At 72.9% G+C, this 18,694-nt stretch carries 9 protein-coding genes; 6 read left to right on the top strand and 3 right to left on the bottom strand.

Features of this window, described 5'->3' with window-relative positions:
• Positions 1–39: 39 nt before the first annotated feature.
• Complete coding sequence (locus ACIRB4_RS24795; RefSeq protein WP_403294357.1) at positions 40–1,278, bottom strand: serine/threonine-protein kinase; 1,239 nt, start codon at positions 1,276–1,278, stop codon at positions 40–42.
• Between the two features lie 107 nt (positions 1,279–1,385).
• Positions 1,386–3,059 carry a serine/threonine-protein kinase gene (locus ACIRB4_RS24790; RefSeq protein ID WP_403294356.1) on the bottom strand — a complete coding sequence of 558 codons (1,674 nt, stop codon included), beginning with the start codon at positions 3,057–3,059 and terminating at the stop codon, positions 1,386–1,388.
• Positions 3,060–3,489: 430 nt separating this feature from the next.
• Here ACIRB4_RS24790 and ACIRB4_RS24785 point away from each other — a divergent pair, with 430 nt between their 5' ends.
• The 5 genes from ACIRB4_RS24785 to ACIRB4_RS24765 all read left to right on the top strand — a co-directional run bounded on the left by ACIRB4_RS24785 (position 3,490) and on the right by ACIRB4_RS24765 (position 12,672).
• Positions 3,490–7,359, top strand: coding sequence for an FtsK/SpoIIIE domain-containing protein (locus ACIRB4_RS24785; RefSeq protein WP_403294355.1), 3,870 nt, complete (start codon positions 3,490–3,492; stop codon positions 7,357–7,359).
• A gap of 155 nt (positions 7,360–7,514) precedes the next feature.
• Positions 7,515–8,891 (top strand): ABC transporter substrate-binding protein, encoded by a 1,377-nt coding sequence (locus ACIRB4_RS24780; protein WP_403294354.1) that lies wholly within the window; start codon positions 7,515–7,517, stop codon positions 8,889–8,891.
• A 9-nt stretch (positions 8,892–8,900) separates the two neighbouring features.
• Complete coding sequence (locus tag ACIRB4_RS24775; protein ID WP_403294353.1) at positions 8,901–10,247, top strand: carbohydrate ABC transporter permease; 1,347 nt, start codon at positions 8,901–8,903, stop codon at positions 10,245–10,247.
• 62 nt (positions 10,248–10,309) lie between these two features.
• Positions 10,310–11,113, top strand: a complete 804-nt coding sequence (locus ACIRB4_RS24770; RefSeq protein ID WP_403294525.1) for a carbohydrate ABC transporter permease — start codon at positions 10,310–10,312, stop codon at positions 11,111–11,113.
• A gap of 173 nt (positions 11,114–11,286) precedes the next feature.
• The gene (locus ACIRB4_RS24765; protein WP_403294352.1) at positions 11,287–12,672 is read left to right on the top strand and encodes a glycosyltransferase 87 family protein; all 1,386 of its coding nucleotides are present in this window, start codon (positions 11,287–11,289) and stop codon (positions 12,670–12,672) included.
• A gap of 76 nt (positions 12,673–12,748) precedes the next feature.
• On the opposite strand, the gene ACIRB4_RS24760 is transcribed toward ACIRB4_RS24765, so the two are convergent.
• The gene (locus tag ACIRB4_RS24760) at positions 12,749–17,719 is read right to left on the bottom strand and encodes an NAD-glutamate dehydrogenase (RefSeq protein ID WP_403294351.1); all 4,971 of its coding nucleotides are present in this window, start codon (positions 17,717–17,719) and stop codon (positions 12,749–12,751) included.
• 417 nt (positions 17,720–18,136) lie between these two features.
• Here ACIRB4_RS24760 and ACIRB4_RS24755 point away from each other — a divergent pair, with 417 nt between their 5' ends.
• Positions 18,137–18,691, top strand: a complete 555-nt coding sequence (locus ACIRB4_RS24755; protein ID WP_403294524.1) for a DJ-1/PfpI family protein — start codon at positions 18,137–18,139, stop codon at positions 18,689–18,691.
• The last annotated feature ends 3 nt before the right edge of the window (positions 18,692–18,694 follow it).

Genomic DNA, 18,694 nt, shown 5'->3' with positions numbered 1-18,694 from the left:
TCCAGCGTAACGGCTCGCCGCGCGTCCCCGGCCCCGGCTTCAGGGCCGCGAGGACGTCTTGGAGTCCTGCGGCGGGGTGTCGGTGTCGCCGGCGGTCGCCAGATAGCCGCCCACCGCCAGCGCGCCGGCGAGCACGACAGCGGCCAGGGAGAGGGTGATACGCCGCTTGCGGACCGCCTCCGCCTTGTGCCGGGCCGAGCCGGGGCGCCGGGCGCCCGCCGGGCGGGGGGCGCGTGCCGTGCCCAGGGGGCCGCCGGAGAGTTCGTCGGGGGCGGGCACCCGCATGGAGGTGTGGGTGTCCCGGTTGGAGTCGGGAGAGGCGCCGGGGACCAGCGGGACGGCGGCCCGGCGCGGAGCCGGTCCGCCGACCGGCCCGCCGGTCGGGTACGGGTCCTCCTGCTGCGGCTCAGGGGCCGGCTCGGCGTCCGGCTCGTCCACGTCGAGCGGCGGGATGCCGGCGAGCATCGGCAGGACGTCCCGCAGCCGGGCGCCCAGCTCCGAGGCGCGCAGGCGGGAGGCCGGGGCCTTGGCCAGGCACTGGACGATCAGCTGCCACAGCTCCTCGGGGATGCCGGGCAGCGGCACGACCGTCTCCGTGACGTGCCGGCGCAGCACCGCGCCCGGGTGCCCGCCGCCGAAGGGCGTGAACCCGGCGAGGAGCTCGTACAGGACGGTGGCGAGGGCGTAGATGTCGACCGCCGCGCGCGGTGGCAGGCCCTCGACGATCTCGGGGGCCAGATAGTCCGGCGTACCGATGATGCGGGTCGCCTTGGTGCGGCCGGGGGTGTCGATCAGTTTGGCGACGCCGAAGTCGGTCAGCAGCGCCGGATGGGCGCCGCCGGGGCCGAGCGGTCCCTCCATGTCGAGGAGGATGTTCTCGGGCTTGACGTCCCGGTGGACGACTCCGGCGCGGTGCGCGGCCGCCAGTCCGTCGGCGACGTCCGCGACGATCGCGACGGCCGCCTCGGGGGCGAGCCGCCGCTCCCGGTCCAGGCGGGTACGGAGGTCGGTGCCGCGGACCAGGTCCATCACGAGGGCGAGGTCGTTCCCGTCGACGACGAGGTCGCGGACGGAGACCACCCGGGGGTGGTCGAGACCGAGCAGGGCCGTGCGCTCCTGGACGAAGCGGCCGACGAGCTCCTGGTCGGAGGCCAGGTCCTCGCGCAGCAGCTTGATGGCGACGGGGCCCTCGGGGCCCTCGCCGAGCCACACCGTGCCGGCGCTGCCCCGCCCGAGGATCTGGTGGGCCGTGTAGCGGCTGCCGATATTCCGTGCCAAGACTGCTCCCTCAGCGGCTGGCGGTCGCGACAAAGTTACGCGTCCACGGGCGCTGGTCGTCACTTCCGAGGGGAAATCACCCCTCGGAAGTCGATAAATCGGCAGTACTACTGCCCCGTACCGCCGGTAGTGGTACCACCCTCCGTGGTGCTGCCGATCTCGGAGACCCATGTGGAGACGGACGAGATCATGTCCCCGATCGCCTGCCAGTAGCCCTTGCCCTCGGCGACCCAGTCCTGGAGCGGGGTCAGCTCCCAGATGAGCCAGCCGGCGATCACGAACAGCACGACCGTGAACAGACAGCCCTTGAGGCAGCCGAGGCCCGGGATCCGCATCGGGTTCGCGCTGCGCCGCGGCGGGCGCGGCTCGCGCGGAGCCGGCGCCTGCGGCGGCGGCTGCGGGGGCCGGTACTGCTGCTGGGGCGGCGCGTACTGCTGCTGCGGGGGCTGCGGCGGCGGTTGCTGCGGCGCGTACTGCTGCCGCTGCGGCGGCCGCGGCGGCTGCTGCTGGGGGTGGGGCTGCTGCTGGGGGTGGGGCGGCTGGGGCGTGTACGGCTGCGGCTGGCGCTGGGGGCGGCGGCGCAGCGGGTCCTGGCTGGGGTCCAGGTACTGCACCTGCGTCTGCTCGTTGCGGTCGCGGGCCGCGCGCAACTGGCTCTGCCAGGGGTGCGGCTCGTCGCCCGGAGAGCCCTGCGGGGGCTGCGGCGGTACGGGAGGCATGACAGCGGTCGGGTCGGCGCCGGCACCGGCGGGACCGCTGGTCGGCATGACGCTCGTCGCGGCGGCAGGGTCGTACCGGTGCGCCCCGCCGGTGCTGGGCAGCACCTGGGTCGGGTCGGCCGCGCCGGGCGTCTCCGGGACGGGCGCGGGCGCCGGGTCCGGGGCGAGCAGGGCGCCGACCCCCTCGGCGGCCTCGATCTGCGCGGCTGTGGCGTGCACGCCGATGCCGGCCGCGACCGTACGCAGCGCACGGGCCAGGTTCTCGGCGCTGGGCCGCTGGTCCGGGTTCTTGCTGAGGCAGCGCTCTATGACCGTCCACAGGGGCCCCGGGACGGTCGAGGGGCGGCGGGGGTCCTCGCTGAGGTGCCGGTGCAGGACCTCAAGGGCCGTGCCGCCCGCGAACGGAGGACGGCCGGTGACCAGCTCGTACAGCAGGATGCCGGCACCGTAGATGTCGACGGCGGAGGTCTGCGGGCGGCCCTCGGCGGACTCCGGTGCGACGTACGCGGGCGTGCCGACGAATTCGTGCGTACGGGTCAGGCCCGGGGAGTCGGCCAGGCGCGCGATGCCGAAGTCGGTGAGCATCGGGTGCATCTGGCCGTCGCGCTCGGCGAGCAGGACGTTGGCGGGCTTGAGGTCGCGGTGGACCACGCCGTCGGCGTGGCTGGCGGCGAGGGCGTCGGCGATCTGCGCGGTGAGCAGGCTCGCGGCGACCGGGGTGAGGGGCCCGTTCTCGCGGATGTAGCGGTGCAGGTCGGGGCCCTCGACGAGATCCATGACCAGGGCGAGGACGTCGCCCTCCACGACCAGGTCGCGGGTGCGCACGATGTTGGGGTGGGTGAGCCGGAGCAGCACGGACCGCTCGCGCAGGAAGCGCATCACGATGTCCGCGTCGTTGGCCAGCTCCTCCTTGAGGACCTTGATCGCGACGGTCTCTCCGGGCTGGCCCGGCACGGCGGCCTCGGCGCCCGCCGTCTCCCGCTGGCGGGCTCGCCAGACGGTGCCCGTGGCGCCGCGGCCGAGCGGCTCCTCGAGCAGGTACTTGCTGCCGATTGGCCGCACGTCACGCGCTCCCTGCTGATCGTGGTCCTGGGGGGTCCCGGGTCCCTGTCATCTGTTGTGACCCGTCCGGGTGTCCAACCCACTTTAGTGCCGCCGAACGAGTCAACGGACGATCACGGACGGCCGATAAAGGCGCCGGACTTGTCCGAAAACAAGACGCGTCAGTCGTACCGGAGGTTGCGGGAAGCGACGCCAGGCGTGTCCAACCAGGCACTTTTACGTCCACAGCCGACCATTCAAGATCACTTGGTGGCGACCCGCGGGCGGGTTGTCGGTGGCAGGTGCGAGGATGCACACAGCACGTCGCATCGAGGGGACGGGAGCCCCGCGCCGTGCCGACCTGTACCGGACGACGCGTCCGTGCGGGGTGGGGGAGAACACAGGGCGGTCCCCCTGCCGGGCACACGCGCAGAAGGGACCGCTGACGGCGATGCAGATCCGGCTGACCGTCCTCGCGCCGCACGCCGGCCACGGCTCTGGGCGCGCCTGCGACGTGCTCGTCACAGCCCCGGCGGGGACGGCGCTGGCCGCCGTGGCCTCCGGTCTGGCCGCGGCCGTCTCCGGCCCCGACGGTTCCACCTCGGGCACGACCGTGCTCTACGCCGGCCGGGAGCGGCTCGACAACCGCCGCTGCGCGCTCGGCGAGCCTCCGCTGGTCGACGGCGCCGTGCTCACGCTCCAGGTCCCCGGCGAGGACGACCGGCTCGGCGAGGGCGCCGCGGCCCGGCTCCACGTGGTCGCGGGTCCGGACGCCGGCGGGGTGCATCTGCTGCACGGCGGCCCGATCAGGATCGGCCGCTCCCTGGACGCGGACGTCCCGCTCGACGACCCGGACGTCTCCCGGGTGCACTGCACGGTGACGGTCGGCGACGACGGCCGCGTCACGGTCGCGGACCTCGGTTCCACGAACGGCACGACACTGGACGGCACCCCGGTGGGCGCCCGCCCGGTCCGCCTGCTCCCGGGCGCCCTCCTGCGCCTCGGCGAATCCGCCCTCCGCCTCACGCCCGGCCCCGTCGACCCGGACTCCCTGCCGACGACGCCGGACGGCGAGGGGCACCTGCGGGTGGCGGCGGGTGCGGGCTCCGGCGCGGGACCGGAGCGGGGGGCTGCCGAGGCGGACTCCGACTCGGGCGCGGAGCGGGCGGCCTGCACCGGTCCGGCGTACGGGCAGGGCGAGGCCCCCGGCTGCGGGCACGGCTCCGGCCACACGTACGGGCAGGGCGGGGTTGCCGTGAACGGCACCGGCACCGGCACCGGCCCGGAGCATGGGCAGCTCTCCACCGCCCAGGGTCACGGCCCGCGCGGCTCGGACACCCATCGCACCGGCCCGTACGAACCCGAGAACGACGGCGCCCGGACCCACGCGCGCGGCGGGCACGGACCCCACCCCGACCCCTTCCGCCCCGACGAGGACGCCACGCACGGGGGCCCGCTCGGCCACGCGCGCGCCGAGGAGGCGCCGCACGGTGAGGGGGAGGGCCACAGCAGGACCCGCCGACAGCCCCCCGCCGCTCCTCAGGGGCGTGGCAAGCGCGGGATAGGGGCATGGGCGCGGCGGCTCGCGGGAGGCAAGGGCGAACTGCCGGCAGCGGACGCCGGGGCCGCTTCCGGGGCCGTCGGCGCGTCCCATCCGGACAGGACCGCCTCGGGGCCGACGCCTGCCGCAGAGACCTGGCCCGATCCGGCCGCCGTCCTGCTGACCGCTCTCGGGCCGGGCCCCCGGCTCTGGGAGCGCGGGCCCGGCCATCCCGAGTCACTGGTGGTCCGGCTCGGCACGACCGACCGGGCCGAGCTGTCCGGGGTGCCCGTCACGGTCGGGCTGCGCGAGGCCGGCTCGCTCGGCCTGGCCGGGCCCGGGAAGCGGCTCGCCGGGCTCGCCCGCTCCGTCGTGGCGCAGCTCGCCGCCCTGCACTCCCCCTCCGAGCTGGAGATCGTGCTGATCAGCGCGGACCGCAACCGCTCCCTGGAGGAGCGGCGCCGCGCCTGGGCCTGGCTCGGCTGGCTCCCGCACCTGCGGCCGGCGCACGGCCAGGACTGCCGGCTCCTCCTCGCCTACGACCGCGAACAGGCCGACGCCCGTACGGCCGAGCTGACCCGACGGCTCGACGACGGGCCGCTCGGGCCCGGCTGGCCGAGCGCCGACCGCGCGGCCGTCGCCGAGGCCGCCGCGCGCCACGAAGGTCCGGCGACGGTGGTGATCGTGGACGGGGACCCCGGTTCGGCGGCGCTGCGCGAGACGACCGCGCGGCTCGCCGGTGCGGGGGCCGCCGCCGGGATCCATCTGATCTGTCTCGCCGAGGCCCCGGCCGCCTCCCCGGTGTCGCCGGTGTCGGCGACCTATGAGAGCGCGTGCGCGGCCTCCCTCGCCTTCCGCGAATGCGGGGCGGTCGCCCTGTTGAGCGGCGATGTGGCGACGGCGCTGCGGCTGCTGCGTACGGCAGGCGGCCGGGCCGCGGGCCACGGCACGGTCGGCGTCGTGGACGCGGTCTCCGTCGCCTGGGCCGAGCGCTTCGGCCGGGCCCTTGCTCCGTTGCGTACGGAAGGTGCCTCGCCGCGCAGCCGGGCGGCGTCGGCGGCTCTGCCCCGGTCCGCCCGGCTGCTCGACGAACTCGGTCTCGCCCGCGCCACCCCGGCCTCGCTGCTGGCCCGCTGGGCGTCGGCCGGGGACGGGACGGTCGTGCTCGGCGCGGGACCGCGCGGACCGGTCTCGGTCGATCTGACCGAGGAGGGGCCGCATCTGCTGATCGAGGGCCCGGCCGGCAGCGGCCGCACGGAGCTGCTGCGGTCGATCGCCGCCTCCCTCGCGGCCGGGGGGCGGCCCGACCGTCTGGGTCTGCTCCTTGTGGACGGCGCGGGCGGCGAGCGGGGCGAGGGCCTGGCGGCCTGTACGGAGCTGCCCCATGTCACGGAGCACCTGGTCGCCTCCGACCCGGTGCGGATGCGCGAGTTCGCCCAGGCGCTGGGCGCCGAACTGAAGCGTCGCGCGGAGCTGCTGGGCGACGGTCACTTCAACGACCGCCGCACGGCCACCCGTCGTCCGGCGCAGGACCGTCTGATCGGGCAGCGCGGGCCGAGCCCGGCGGAGACCGTGACGCCGGCCGCCCGGGCGACGGCCCGCATCCCCGACGCCCGCGCCGGTGACGCCTTCCTCACCGCCCCCCCGAGCGGCCGCGTCCCCCGCCCCACCGACGACACCGCCCGGGCTCACCGCCCGACCGACGACACCGGCCGCGTCCATCGCCCCACGGACGACACCGGCCGGTCCCACCGCCCCACCGACGACACCGTCGACTCCCTCGGTGACCGCCCGAGCGGGCGGACCCTGCGCATCGGCCCTGAAGACCTGACCTACCACCCCAGCGGCCGGACGCTGCGCACGGACGAGGGCCGGACCGGTGACCGCCCCGGCACGGGCGCCCGCCCGGCGCGGGACGATCACGCGGCCCGTCCCGGCGGCGGCGCCTCACGGACGGGCGACTCCGAGCTCTCCGACCGCCCCAGCGGGCGGCTGCCGCGGCGCGCCGACGCCGTTCTCGGCGACGGCGCCGCCGGACGCACCCGGCGGACCGGCACCGGCTCCCTCCCCGACCGCCCCAGCAGCCGAACCCCCTACCCCGCCGCGGACGGCACCCTCCCCGACCGCCCCAGCGGCCGCACCCCCTACCCCGGCCGGGAGCCCGAGGCGTACGGCGACGCGGCCGCCTGGGAGCGGGCCTCCGCCGCGCCGGCCGAGGGCGGCTCCGGCGAGGCGGGGTACGTCGGCCCGCTGCCCCGGCTCGTCGTGCTCGTGGACGACTTCGACGCGCTCGTGGCCCCGGCGCTCGGGGCGTCGGGGCGGCCCGCCGCCGGCTCTGTCGTACGGGCCCTGGAAGCCGTGGCACGAGGCGGTGCCCGCCTCGGGGTGCACCTGATCGCGGCCTCGGCCCGCCCGGACCGGACGGCGGACACGGAGCTGGCCCACGGCGCCCGGCTGCGGATCGTGCTCGACGCTCCCCCCGCCGCGCCGGGCCCCGACGAGCCGGCGCCCGGCCGGGGACGGCTCGGTCACCCGGACGGCCGGGTGACGCCGTTCCAGTCCGGCCGGGTGACCGGACGCATTCCGCGGACGGCGACGCTGCGGCCGACCGTGGTTCCGCTGGAGTGGGAGCGGATGGGCGATCCGCCCACCCGCAGACCCGTGCGCGAGCTCGGCAACGGCCCCACCGATCTGGCACTCCTCGCGAGCGCTCTCGACCGCGCGGCCCGCTCCGTCGACGCCACCCCGGCGGCTCCCCTCACCCCCGCCGTCCACCCCTGACGCCCGCCGATCGGCTCTGACCCCACGTCACGAGCCGATCACGATCCCCCGTTCGGCGCGGGAGGCGGTATTGCGGGGCCCCATCACCCGGCGTAGACCTGTCCGCACTGGCACGAGCACGGGACGAGCACGGGCACAGGAGAGACGGGGCAGTAATGCGTACAACGCGTACAACTCTTCGTACAGGCAGGGCCGCGGCGGCGATCACCTCCCTCACCGCGGTCACCGCACTCACCCTCGCGGGCTGCGGCTCCGACGGCGCCAAGGACCCGGGCCCCCCGGCCGGGCCCACCAGCACCGCCGGGGAATCGGTCTCCCTCCCCTCCCTGAAGGGCGAGAAGATCCAGGTGGCCGCCGTGTGGACCGGTCCCGAGCAGGAGAACTTCACCAAGGTCCTGAAGGAGTTCGAGAAGCGCACCGGCGCCACCGTCACCTTCGTGCCCGCCCAGGACCCGATCGTGAACTTCCTCGGTACGAAGATCGCGGGCGGTGCCCCGCCGGACGTGGCGATGCTCCCCCAGGTCGGCGCGATCCACCAGGCCGCCGCCCAGAAGTGGATCAAGCCGGTCGGGCCGGAGGCCAAGGCCCAGCTCGCCAAGAACTACTCGAAGGGCTGGCAGGACCTCGGCGCGGTCGACGGCACGCAGTACGGCGTCTACTTCAAGGCCGCCAACAAGTCGCTGATCTGGTACAACAACGCCGTCTTCGAGAACGCCGGCGCGTCCGAGCCCAAGACGTGGAAGGACTTCCTCGCGACCGCCGAGACCATCTCGGCCTCCGGCGTCACCCCCGTCTCGGTGGGCGGCGCGGACGGCTGGACCCTGACCGACTGGTTCGAGAACATCTACCTCTCCCAGGCGGGGCCGGAGAAGTACGACCAGCTGGCCCAGCACAAGATCAAGTGGACGGATCCGTCCGTCACCCGGGCCCTGACCACGCTCGGCGAGCTGTTCGGCAAGCCGAACCTGATCGCGGGCGGCGCGGACGGCGCGCTGCAGACCGAGTTCCCCGCCTCGGTGACCCAGACGTTCACCGGCGGTGACCAGCCCAAGGGCGCGATGGTGTTCGAGGGTGACTTCGCCGCCATCAACATCGCGCAGACCGACGCCGAGATCGGCAAGGACGCGAAGGTGTTCCCGTTCCCGGCCGTGGGCGCGGAGTCCCCGGTGGTGACGGCCGGCGACGCGGCGGTGGCGCTGAAGGACACCAGGGGCGCCCAGGCGCTGCTGACCTTCCTCGCCTCCCCGGACGCGGCGAGGATCTGGGCGGGCGCGGGCGGGTTCCTCTCCCCCAACAAGAACCTGGACCTGGCGGCGTACCCGAACGACGTCCAGCGGGAGATCGCCAAGGCGCTGATCGACGCCGGTGACGACTTCCGGTTCGACATGTCGGACCAGATGCCGCAGTCGTTCGGCGGAACACCGGGGAAGGGCGAGTGGAAGGCGCTCCAGGACTTCCTGAAGAACCCGAAGGACATCGCCGGTATCCAGGCACGGCTGGAGGCCGATGCGGCCAAGGCGTACAAGAGCTGAGCCGCCGTCATGGCATCGGTGCCGCGTATAGGCGGGCAGGACACGCCCCGCACTCCGCACAAGAGCGTCACCGGCACCCGTAAGGCAGTGGCGGCGGGGTTCCTCCTCCCCGCCCTGCTGCTGCTCGGTGCGCTCGTCGTCTACCCGATCGGGTACTCCGTCCAGCGGTCCTTCTTCGACAAGTCCGGGGCCTCCTTCGCCGGCCTCGACAACTACATCGAGCTCTTCACCGACGACACCATCCTCACGGCCGTCAAGAACAACGCCGTCTGGGTGGTTCTCGCCCCCGCCGTCGCGACCGTGCTCGGACTGATCTTCGCGGTCCTGACCGAGCGGGTGCGCTGGGGGACGGCGTTCAAGCTGATCGTCTTCATGCCCATGGCGATCTCGATGCTCGCCGCCGGCATCATCTTCCGGCTGGTGTACGAGCAGGATCCGGACCGCGGGATCGCCAACGCGGTCTGGGTCGGCGTCCACGACACCTTCGCCGAGGCATCCGTCTTCCCCCGGGCGCGCCCGCTCCCGGTCCACCCGCTCAAGGCGTCGGGCGACGGCGGGTTCGTCACCGAGGCCCCGGTCCGTACGGGCGAGGTCGCGCGGCTCCCGCTGATCGGCGTCCCGCCGGCGCAGATGCCGCAGGGCGCCCGGCCGGCGCCCACCGCCGGTCCCGCACCCGCGGCCGAGGGGATCTCCGGCACGGCCTGGCTGGACTTCACCAGGGGCGGGGGCGGGAAGCCGAACGCCGTCGACCCGACGGAACTCGGCCTCAAGGGGCTGCGCATCGAGGCGGTGAAGGACGGCAGGGTCGTCGCGAGCACCACGGCCTCCGCCGACGGCACGTTCAGCCTCCCGGCCGCCGCCGACGGATCGGTCCTGCGGCTGCCCGCCAGCAACTTCCGGGAGCAGTACAACGGCGTCGAGTGGCTCGGCCCCTCCCTCGTCACCCCCGCCATCATCGGCAGTTACGTGTGGATGTGGGCCGGGTTCGCGATGATGCTGATCGCCGCCGGGCTTGCGAGCGTGCCGCGCGAGCTCCTCGAAGCGGCGCGCGTCGACGGGGCGAACGAATGGCAGGTGTTCCGCCGCATCACGGTCCCCCTGCTCGCGCCCGTCCTCGCCGTCGTCCTCGTCACCCTGATGATCAACGTCCTGAAGGTCTTCGACCTGGTGTTCATCATCGCGCCGGGCTCGGCGCAGGACGACGCGAACGTGCTCGCGCTCCAGCTGTACCGGTCGTCCTTCGGCACGGACGCCGATCTCGGGATCGGCTCCGCCATCGCCGTACTGCTCCTGCTGCTGGTGATCCCGGTGATGGCCTTCAACATCCGCCGTATGCGAAGGGAGACCCGCCGGTGACTGCGTCGAATCGAGACGGCGGCCTGGGGGCGCGGATCGCCGCCAGGACCGGCGGGGGCGCGATGCGGATCTTCCTCGTCCTCGTCGGGCTCTTCTGGCTGATGCCGACGGTGGGGCTGCTGCTGTCGTCGCTCCGCTCCCCCTCCGACATCAGCGAGAGCGGCTGGTGGCAGGTCTTCACCGCCCCGGCGCAGCTCACCACCGAGAACTACGCCAATCTCCTCACCAACGAGACCATCACCGGCTCGCTGCTCTCCACCATCCTGATCACCGTCCCGGCGACCGTCCTCGTCGTCGTCATCGGCTCGCTGGCCGGGTACGCCTTCGCGTGGCTGGACTTTCCGGGACGGGACTGGTGGTTCCTGGTCGTCGTCGGCCTTCTCGTGGTCCCGGTGCAGGTAGCGCTCGTGCCGGTGTCGAAACTGTTCGGCACGATCGGGATCTTCGAGACGACGCTGGGGGTGGTGCTCTTCCACACCGCGTTCGGACTGCCCTTCGCGATCTTCCTGCTGCGGAACTTCTTCGCGGAGATCCCGAAGGAGCTGCTGGAAGCGGCCCGGCTGGACGGGGCGGGCGAGATCCGGCTCTTCACCCGGGTCGTGATGCCGCTGGGCGCGCCGGCCATCGCCTCGCTCGGCATCTTCCAGTTCCTGTGGGTGTGGAACGACATGCTGGTCGCGCTGATCTTCGCGGACTCCGAGTCCCCGCCGATCACGGTGGCGCTGCAACAGCAGGTGCGCCAGTTCGGCAACAACATCGACGTGCTGGCGCCGGGCGCGTTCGTCTCGATGGTGATTCCGCTGGCTGTCTTCTTCGCCTTCCAGCGCCAGTTCGTCTCGGGCGTGATGGCGGGCGCGGTGAAGTAGCCGCGGGCGGTACGGGTCTCCACGGGGGCGCCCACCCCTGTGGAGACCCGTACCGCCATCGCCGGTCAGGCGGTGAGCGCCGCCACCGCCGACCGTGCGAGGTCGTCGAGGTAGCCCGGACGGGCGGACATAAATAGGGCAAATCACCCCAATCGCAATAGAGTGCGGTTTCGATGACCACGCATCGAAACCGCACCCCGCAGCCCTCACCCGACGGCGATCCTGACGCCCCGGGCGACCCCGGCATCGGTACCGGCACCGGCACGGACGGCCGGCCCGCGTCGCCGACCCCGTGCGCCCCCGCGCCGCCCGCACTCACAGGCTCCCCCTTCGAGTCGGAGACGTTCACGGCGGCCACCTTCGTCGCGTTCGGCCGCGGCCCCCAGCTCGCCCTCGCCGGTGTCTGGACGGTCACCCGTGTGGGCATGCTGCTGCTGCTCCTGCGCGACAGCCTGGGCGTCGGCGGTGTGGGCCGCGAGGTCCATGTGCTCTACCAGCACTGGTACCAGCAGTTCGCGCACGGCACCTTCCCGGTCGGCGACGTCACCTGGCAGTACCCGCCCGGCGCCGGCCTCGTCATCATGTCGCCGGGCGTGCTGCCCTGGCTCACGTACTTCCAGGCCTTCGTCGCCCTCACCCTCCTCGCCGACGCCGCCGTGGCCCTCGCCCTCGCCCGCGCCGACAGCGACCGCCTCACGCACGGCGCCTGGGTCTGGGTCTGCGGGCTGCCCCTGCTCCTGCACATCCCCCTCGCCCGGTACGACGTCCAGGCCACCGCCCTCGCCGTCCTCGCCCTCCTCGCCCTGCGGTCCCGCCTCACCGCGGGCCGTCTCCTCGGCGGGGCGCTCGCCGCGGTCGGCGCGCTGGTCAAGGTGTGGCCGGCCCTGACCCTGATCGGCACACCCCGGGGCCGTACCACCCGGGACGCCTGGGTGTCCGCCGCCGTCACCGCGGCGGCCCTGCTCGCCACCCTCGCCGTCTGCTTCTCCCACTCCCTCGACTTCCTGCGCCAGCAGGGCAGCAGGGGCATCCAGATCGAGTCGCTCGGCGGCACCGCCCTCGCGGTGGCCAGAGCGACGGGCGTCTGGCCGGGGACGGTGGAGTACCGCTACGGCGCGTTCGAGTACGTCGGCCCGTACGTCTCCAGCCTGGGGTGGCTCGCGCTGCTGCTCACCGTCCTGGCCTTCGTCTGGCTGCTGATGTGGCGGCTGCGGGCGCGCACCTGGACCGTGGCCACGCCGCTGGACGCGGCGCTGGCGGCCGTGCTGCTCTTCACCGTCACCAGCCGGGTGATCAGCCCCCAGTACATGGTCTGGCTGCTCGGCCTCGTCGCCGTCTGCCTCACCTGCCGGGAGAGCGTCATGCGCCCGGTGGCGGTGCTCCTCCTCCCGGCGGCGGCGCTCAGTTCGCTCGCGTACCCGGTCCTTTACGACGAGGTGGTGGCCGGCACCTGGCCGGGGCTGATGGTCATGGTCGCCCGTAACGCGCTGCTGCTGGCGGCGGCGCTGCTGGCCGCCCGGCGCCTGTGGACCGCGTCCGTCGCCACCCCGGACGAGTGAGGTCGCCCCCCTGAGGAGTGAGAGGGCCCCGCCGGAAGTCCGGCGGGGCCCTCTCACTCAGCAGTCGTCAGCGCGCTCAGCTGTGCGTCCGCAGCAGCTGGCGCATCGTCCGCATCGCCACCGACAGGTTGGCGAGGTCGAACGTCTCCGAGCTCTGGATCTCCTCCAGCGTCGTGCGCGCCCGGCCCAGGATCGCCGCGTTCTTCTGCTCCCAGGCCTTGAACCGCTCCTCCGGCGTCGAGGTGCCGTTGCCCGCCGACAGCACGTCCGCCGTCAGAGCGGCGTGAGCGGCGAACAGGTCCTCGCGGATGGAGGCGCGGGCCATCGACTGCCAGCGGTCCTCGCGCGGCAGCTCGATGATCCGGTCCATGAGCTGGGTGATCCGCAGCCGGTCGGCCAGGTCGTAGTAGACCTCGGCGACCGCCATCGGATCCTTGGCCGTACGATCCGCGATCGCGACGATGTCGAGCGTCGGGAAGGCGGACGAGAACCCGGCGACCCGCAGCGCGAGCTCCTCCGGGACGCCCACGGCCGTCAGCTCCTCCAGGATCGACTGGTACCACTCCAGGTCCGCGCCGCGCAGCAGCTGGGGCAGCTCGCCCCAGACCCGCTCGACGCGCTCGCCGAAGAAGTCGATCGTCTCCGCGAGCTGGAGCGGCTGCGGCCGGTTGCCGAGCAGCCAGCGCGTACCGCGCTCTACCAGTCGGCGGGAGTGCAGCCGCATCCGGGTCTGGAACTCGGCCGGCACCTGGTTGTCGAGCGCCTCGACGGCGTCCCAGACCTCGCCGAGCCGGAAGATCGCGCGGGCGGCGGTCTGCGCGCGCACGATCTCCTCGATCGACGCGCCGGTCTCCTCGCGGAGGCGGTGCAGGAAGGTGGAGCCACCGCTGTTGACGGTGTCGTTGACCAGGACCGTGGTGATGATCTCCCGGCGCAGCGCGTGCGCGTCGATCGCCTCGGGGAACTGCTCGCGCAGCAGCGTCGGGAAGTACTCGTGGAGCAGCCCCCGCAGGTACGGGTCGTCCGGCAGCCCGGTGCCGATCAGCTCGTCGGCCACCGTGATCTTGGTGTACGCGAGGAGGACGGCGAGCTCCGGCTGGCTCAGGCCCTTGCCGGCGTTGAGCAGCTCGCGGATCTGCCGGTCGTTGGGCAGGAACTCCAGCGACCGGTCGAGGTGTCCGTCGCGGCCCAGCCGGCGCATGAAGCGCTGGTGGGCGTGGAGCAGGGACGGCGACTGGGCGACCGCGTTGGCCAGGGCCACGTTCTGCGCGTAGTTGTTGCGCAGGACCAGGGCGCCGACCTCGTCGGTCATCTCCGCGAGGATCTTGTTGCGCTGCTTGACGGTCATGTCGCCTTCGGTGACGAGCCCGTTGAGCAGGATCTTGATGTTGACCTCGTGGTCGGAGGTGTCCACACCGGCGCTGTTGTCGATGGCGTCGGTGTTGACCTTGCCGCCCTCGCCGTCGGGGCCGCCCTTGCGGGCGAACTCGATCCGGCCGAGCTGGGTGAGACCGAGGTTGCCGCCCTCGCCGACGACCTTGACCCGCAGGTCCTCGCCGTTGACGCGGATGGCGTCGTTCGCCTTGTCGCCGACGTCCGTGTGGGACTCGGCGGACGACTTCACGTACGTACCGATGCCGCCGTTCCACAGCAGGTCGACGGGGGCGTGGAGGATCGCCTTCATCAGCTCGGCCGGGGTCATCTTGGTGATGCCGGACTCGATGCCGAGGGCCGTGCGCATGTGCGCGTTGACCGGGATCGACTTGGCGGTACGGGGGTGGATGCCACCGCCCGCCGAGAGCAGCTCCGCCTTGTAGTCGGCCCAGGAGCTGCGGGGCAGCTCGAAGAGGCGGCGCCGCTCGGCGTACGAGACGGCCGCGTCCGGGTTCGGGTCGATGAAGATGTGCCGGTGGTCGAAGGCGGCCACGAGCCTGATGTGCTCGCTCAGCAGCATGCCGTTGCCGAAGACGTCACCGGACATGTCACCGACGCCGACGACGGTGAAGTCCTCGGTCTGGGTGTCGTGGCCGAGCTCGCGGAAGTGCCGCTTGACGGACTCCCAGGCGCCGCGGGCGGTGATGCCCATGCCCTTGTGGTCGTAGCCGGCCGAGCCGCCCGAGGCGAACGCGTCTCCGAGCCAGAAGCCGTAGGCGACGGCGACCTCGTTGGCGATGTCGGAGAAGGTGGCGGTGCCCTTGTCGGCGGCGACGACGAGGTAGGTGTCGTCCTCGTCGTGGCGGACGACGTCGACCGGGGGCACGACCTCGCCGGCGACGAGGTTGTCGGTGATGTCGAGCAGGGCCGAGATGAACGTCCGGTAGGAGGCGATGCCCTCGGCCAGCCAGGCGTCACGGTCCACGGACGGATCCGGGAGCTGCTTGGCGACGAAGCCGCCCTTGGCGCCGACGGGCACGATGACGGTGTTCTTCACCATCTGCGCCTTCACCAGGCCGAGGATCTCGGTACGGAAGTCCTCGCGCCGGTCGGACCAGCGCAGACCGCCTCGCGCGACCTTGCCGAAGCGCAGGTGCACACCCTCGACGCGCGGCGAGTACACCCAGATCTCGAACGCCGGGCGGGGCGCGGGGAGGTCGGGGATCGCCTGCGGGTCGAACTTCATCGACACGTACGCGTGCGGCGTGCCGTCCTCGGACTTCTGGAAGAAGTTGGTCCGCAGGGTGGCCTTGATGACGGTGAGGAAGGAGCGGAGGATCCGGTCCTCGTCGAGGGAGGCGACCTGGTCGAGGGCGCCGTCCAGCTCCTCCATGAGCCCGTCGATCAGCTCGTTCCCGGCGCGCTGACGCTCCGGCGACATCCGGGCCTCGAAGAGGGAGACGAGCAGCCGGGTGGTGTGGACGTTGTCCCGGAGGGTGTCCTCCATGTAGTCCTGGCTGAACGTCGAACCGGCCTGGCGCAGGTACTTCGCGTAGGCGCGCAGCACCATCGCCTGCCGCCAGTTCAGCCCGGCGGAGAGCACCAGCGCGTTGAAGCCGTCGTTCTCGGCCTTGCCGGTCCAGGTGGCGGCGAAGGCCTCCTGGAACCGCTCGCGGGCGTCGTCGGCGAGGTAGTCGCCGCCGTTGGCGGTCGGCGAGGGGAGCCGCAGACCGAAGTCGTAGATCCACGCGTGCGTACGGTCGGAGCAGCGCAGCTCGTACGGGCGCTCGTCGACGACCTCGACGCCGAGCCGGTTGAGCACCGGCAGGACGGCGGAGAGGGAGACCTGCGCACCGGTCTTGTAGATCTTGAAGCGGCGCTCGCCCGGGCCGGCGCCGACCGGCTCGTACAGCGAGAGGGCGAAGTCCTCGCCGGTGCGGTCGAGCTGCTCCAGGTGGACCAGGTCGGCGACGGCGGCGCGCGGCGAGTGGTCGGCCTTGTAGCCCTCGGGGAAGGCGTTGGCGTAGCGGCGGAGCAGTTCGGCGGCGCGCTCCTCGCCGAGCTCGGCGTTGAGGGCCTCGCCGAAGCCGTCGGCCCAGGAGCGGGCGGCCTCGACGAGCCGGGCCTCGATGCGGTCGGCGTCTGCGTCGGTCAGCTTGGGGAGCTCGGTGCCGGGCTTGACGCGGACGACGAAGTGCAGCCGGGAGAGGATCGACTCGGTGTTCCAGGCGGTGAAGTCGACGCTGGTGCCGCCGAGCTCCTCCTTGAGGATGTCGATGATCCGCAGCCGGACGCCGGTGGTGTAGCGGTCGCGCGGCAGGTAGACGAGGGCGGAGTAGTAGCGGCCGTACTCGTCCTGGCGCAGGTAGAGCCGCAGCCGCCGCCGCTCCTGGAGGTACAGGACGCTGGTGACGATGGACCGGAGCTGGTCGACCGGGGTCTGGAACAGCTCGTCGCGCGGGTACGTCTCCATGATCTGGAGCAGGTCGCGGCCGTCGTGGCTGTTGGGCGAGAAGCCCGCGCCGTCCAGGACCTCCTGCACCTTGCGGCTGACCACCGGCACGCGGCGGACGGACTCGGTGTAGGCGGCGGAGGAGAACAGGCCGAGGAAGCGGCGCTCGCCGACGACGTTGCCCTCGGCGTCGAACTTCTTGACGCCGACGTAGTCGAGGTACGACGGGCGGTGGACCGTGGAGCGGCTGTTGGCCTTGGTGATGATCAGCAGCTTGTGCTCGCGCGCCTTGGCGCGGGCGTCGGCGGGCAGCCGGCTGAAGGACGGCGAGACGGGGTGGGCGTGCTGGTCGTCCTGGCCGCTGTGGTGCGGGTCGGAGCGCAGGATGCCGAGGCCGGTGCCGGGGACGGCGCTCAGGGCGTCACCGTCGACCAGCTCGTACTCGCGGTATCCGAGGAAGGTGAAGTGGTCGGCGGCGAGCCAGCGCAGCAGCTCGCGAGCCTCCTCGACCTCGGTGGGCCGCAGGTCGGCCGCCATGGGCTCGCCGGGCAACCCGTCGGCGAGGCGCAGCGCGGCGTCGCGCATCTTCTCCCAGTCCTCGACCGTCTCGCGGACGTCGGACAGGACACGCAGCAGGTCGGCGGTGATCTGCTTGAGGTCGGCGCGGTCGGTCTCGCGGTCGATCTCGACATGGATCCAGGACTCGACGAGCGCGTCGTGCGGGAGGTCCGCCTTCAGGGCGGCGCTCTCGGCGGCCAGCACCTCGATGAGCTTGCCCGTGACGTCACGGCGGACGAGGACCTGCGGGTGGATCACGACATGGATGCCGCGGCCCTGGCGGGAGAGCTCGTTCGTCACGGAGTCCACGAGGAACGGCATGTCGTCGGTGACGACCTCGACGACGGAGTGGCTGCAGGTCCAGCCGTTCTCCTCGACCGTCGGGGTGTGGACGCGCACGTTGGCGGTGCCCTGGGGGCGGGTCTCGGCGAGTCGGTAGTGCGACAGTGCGGCGCCGAAGACGTCCACCGGGTCACGGTCGGTGAGGTCCTCGGGCGCGGTGTGCAGGTAGTAGCGCTGGAGGTAGTCGAGCAGGGTGTCCCGGTCGGGCCTCTCCCCGCTCTCGGGCCCCGTCGGAAGTCGCCCCCCGACCGGGCTGTTCTCAGCTACCCGGGCGGCCCTTTCGAGCAGCTCGGCCTTGGCTTCGTCCAGCTTGGTCTGCATGTCCTCTGGCTCCTGTCGCGCGCCATTGCGTGACGTCGGTGGAAGAAAGGACACAACGCCACGACGCGGTGCTACCGGTCGATGTCGACGTTATGCCGCGATGAGAGATGTCCGGGCCGTATTCGGCCAATGTGCGCGCCACTCCCGGACGGAGACGATCGGCGAACGCCCTGTCGGCCCGGCCGCTGTCGCGGACCGGGCGGAGGCCGGGGGCTTCGCTGCCCCCTCGGCGTATCGCGCTGATCACGGGAAAAGCCTATCGCTCCCTCCCCCCGACCCGTCATGAGCCGTATGTGTACAAAAGAGGGGGTGGAAGTTTGACGTTATGGACAGCGACACATGTCCTCTTGGCAGGGCACGGCGGTGCGGGGAGTGTGGACCGCGGGGACCACCGACCATCTGGATCTGGGAGTCGTCATGGCGAAGATCTTGATCGTGACCGGAGACGCGGCGGAGTCGCTGGAGGTGATGTACCCCTACCAGCGGCTGCTGGAGGAGGGGTACGAGGTCCACATCGCGGCGCCCGCGCGCAAGCGGCTGCGCTTCGTGGTGCACGACTTCGAGCCCGGCTACGACACGTACACCGAGAAGCCGGGCTACACCTGGCAGGCCGACCTGGCCTTCTCCGAGGTCGACCCGGGCGACTACGTGGCGGTGGTGATCCCGGGCGGCCGGGCGCCGGAGTACCTCCGCAACGACCCGGAGCTGCGCAAGATCCTGAAGTCCTTCTTCGACGCGGACAAGCCGGTGGCCCAGATCTGCCACGGCCCGCTCCTGACGGCGGCGATCGGCGGCCTGGAGGGCCGCAGGGTGACGGCGTACCCCGCTCTGGAGCTGGACATGCAGGCGGCGGGCGCCGGCTTCCAGGACACGGAGGCGGTCGTCGACGGCACCCTGGTCTCCTCGCGCGCCTGGCCGGACCACCCGGCCTGGATGCGCGAGTTCCTGAAGGTCCTGCGGGCTCAAGGCTGAGCA

Origin of the sequence: Streptomyces sp. NPDC093600, from assembly GCF_044764755.1 — a bacterium.
GTDB lineage: Bacteria > Actinomycetota > Actinomycetes > Streptomycetales > Streptomycetaceae > Streptomyces.
The sequence above is the reverse complement of the archived record's forward strand: the minus strand, read 5'-3'. Positions and strand labels throughout refer to the sequence as shown.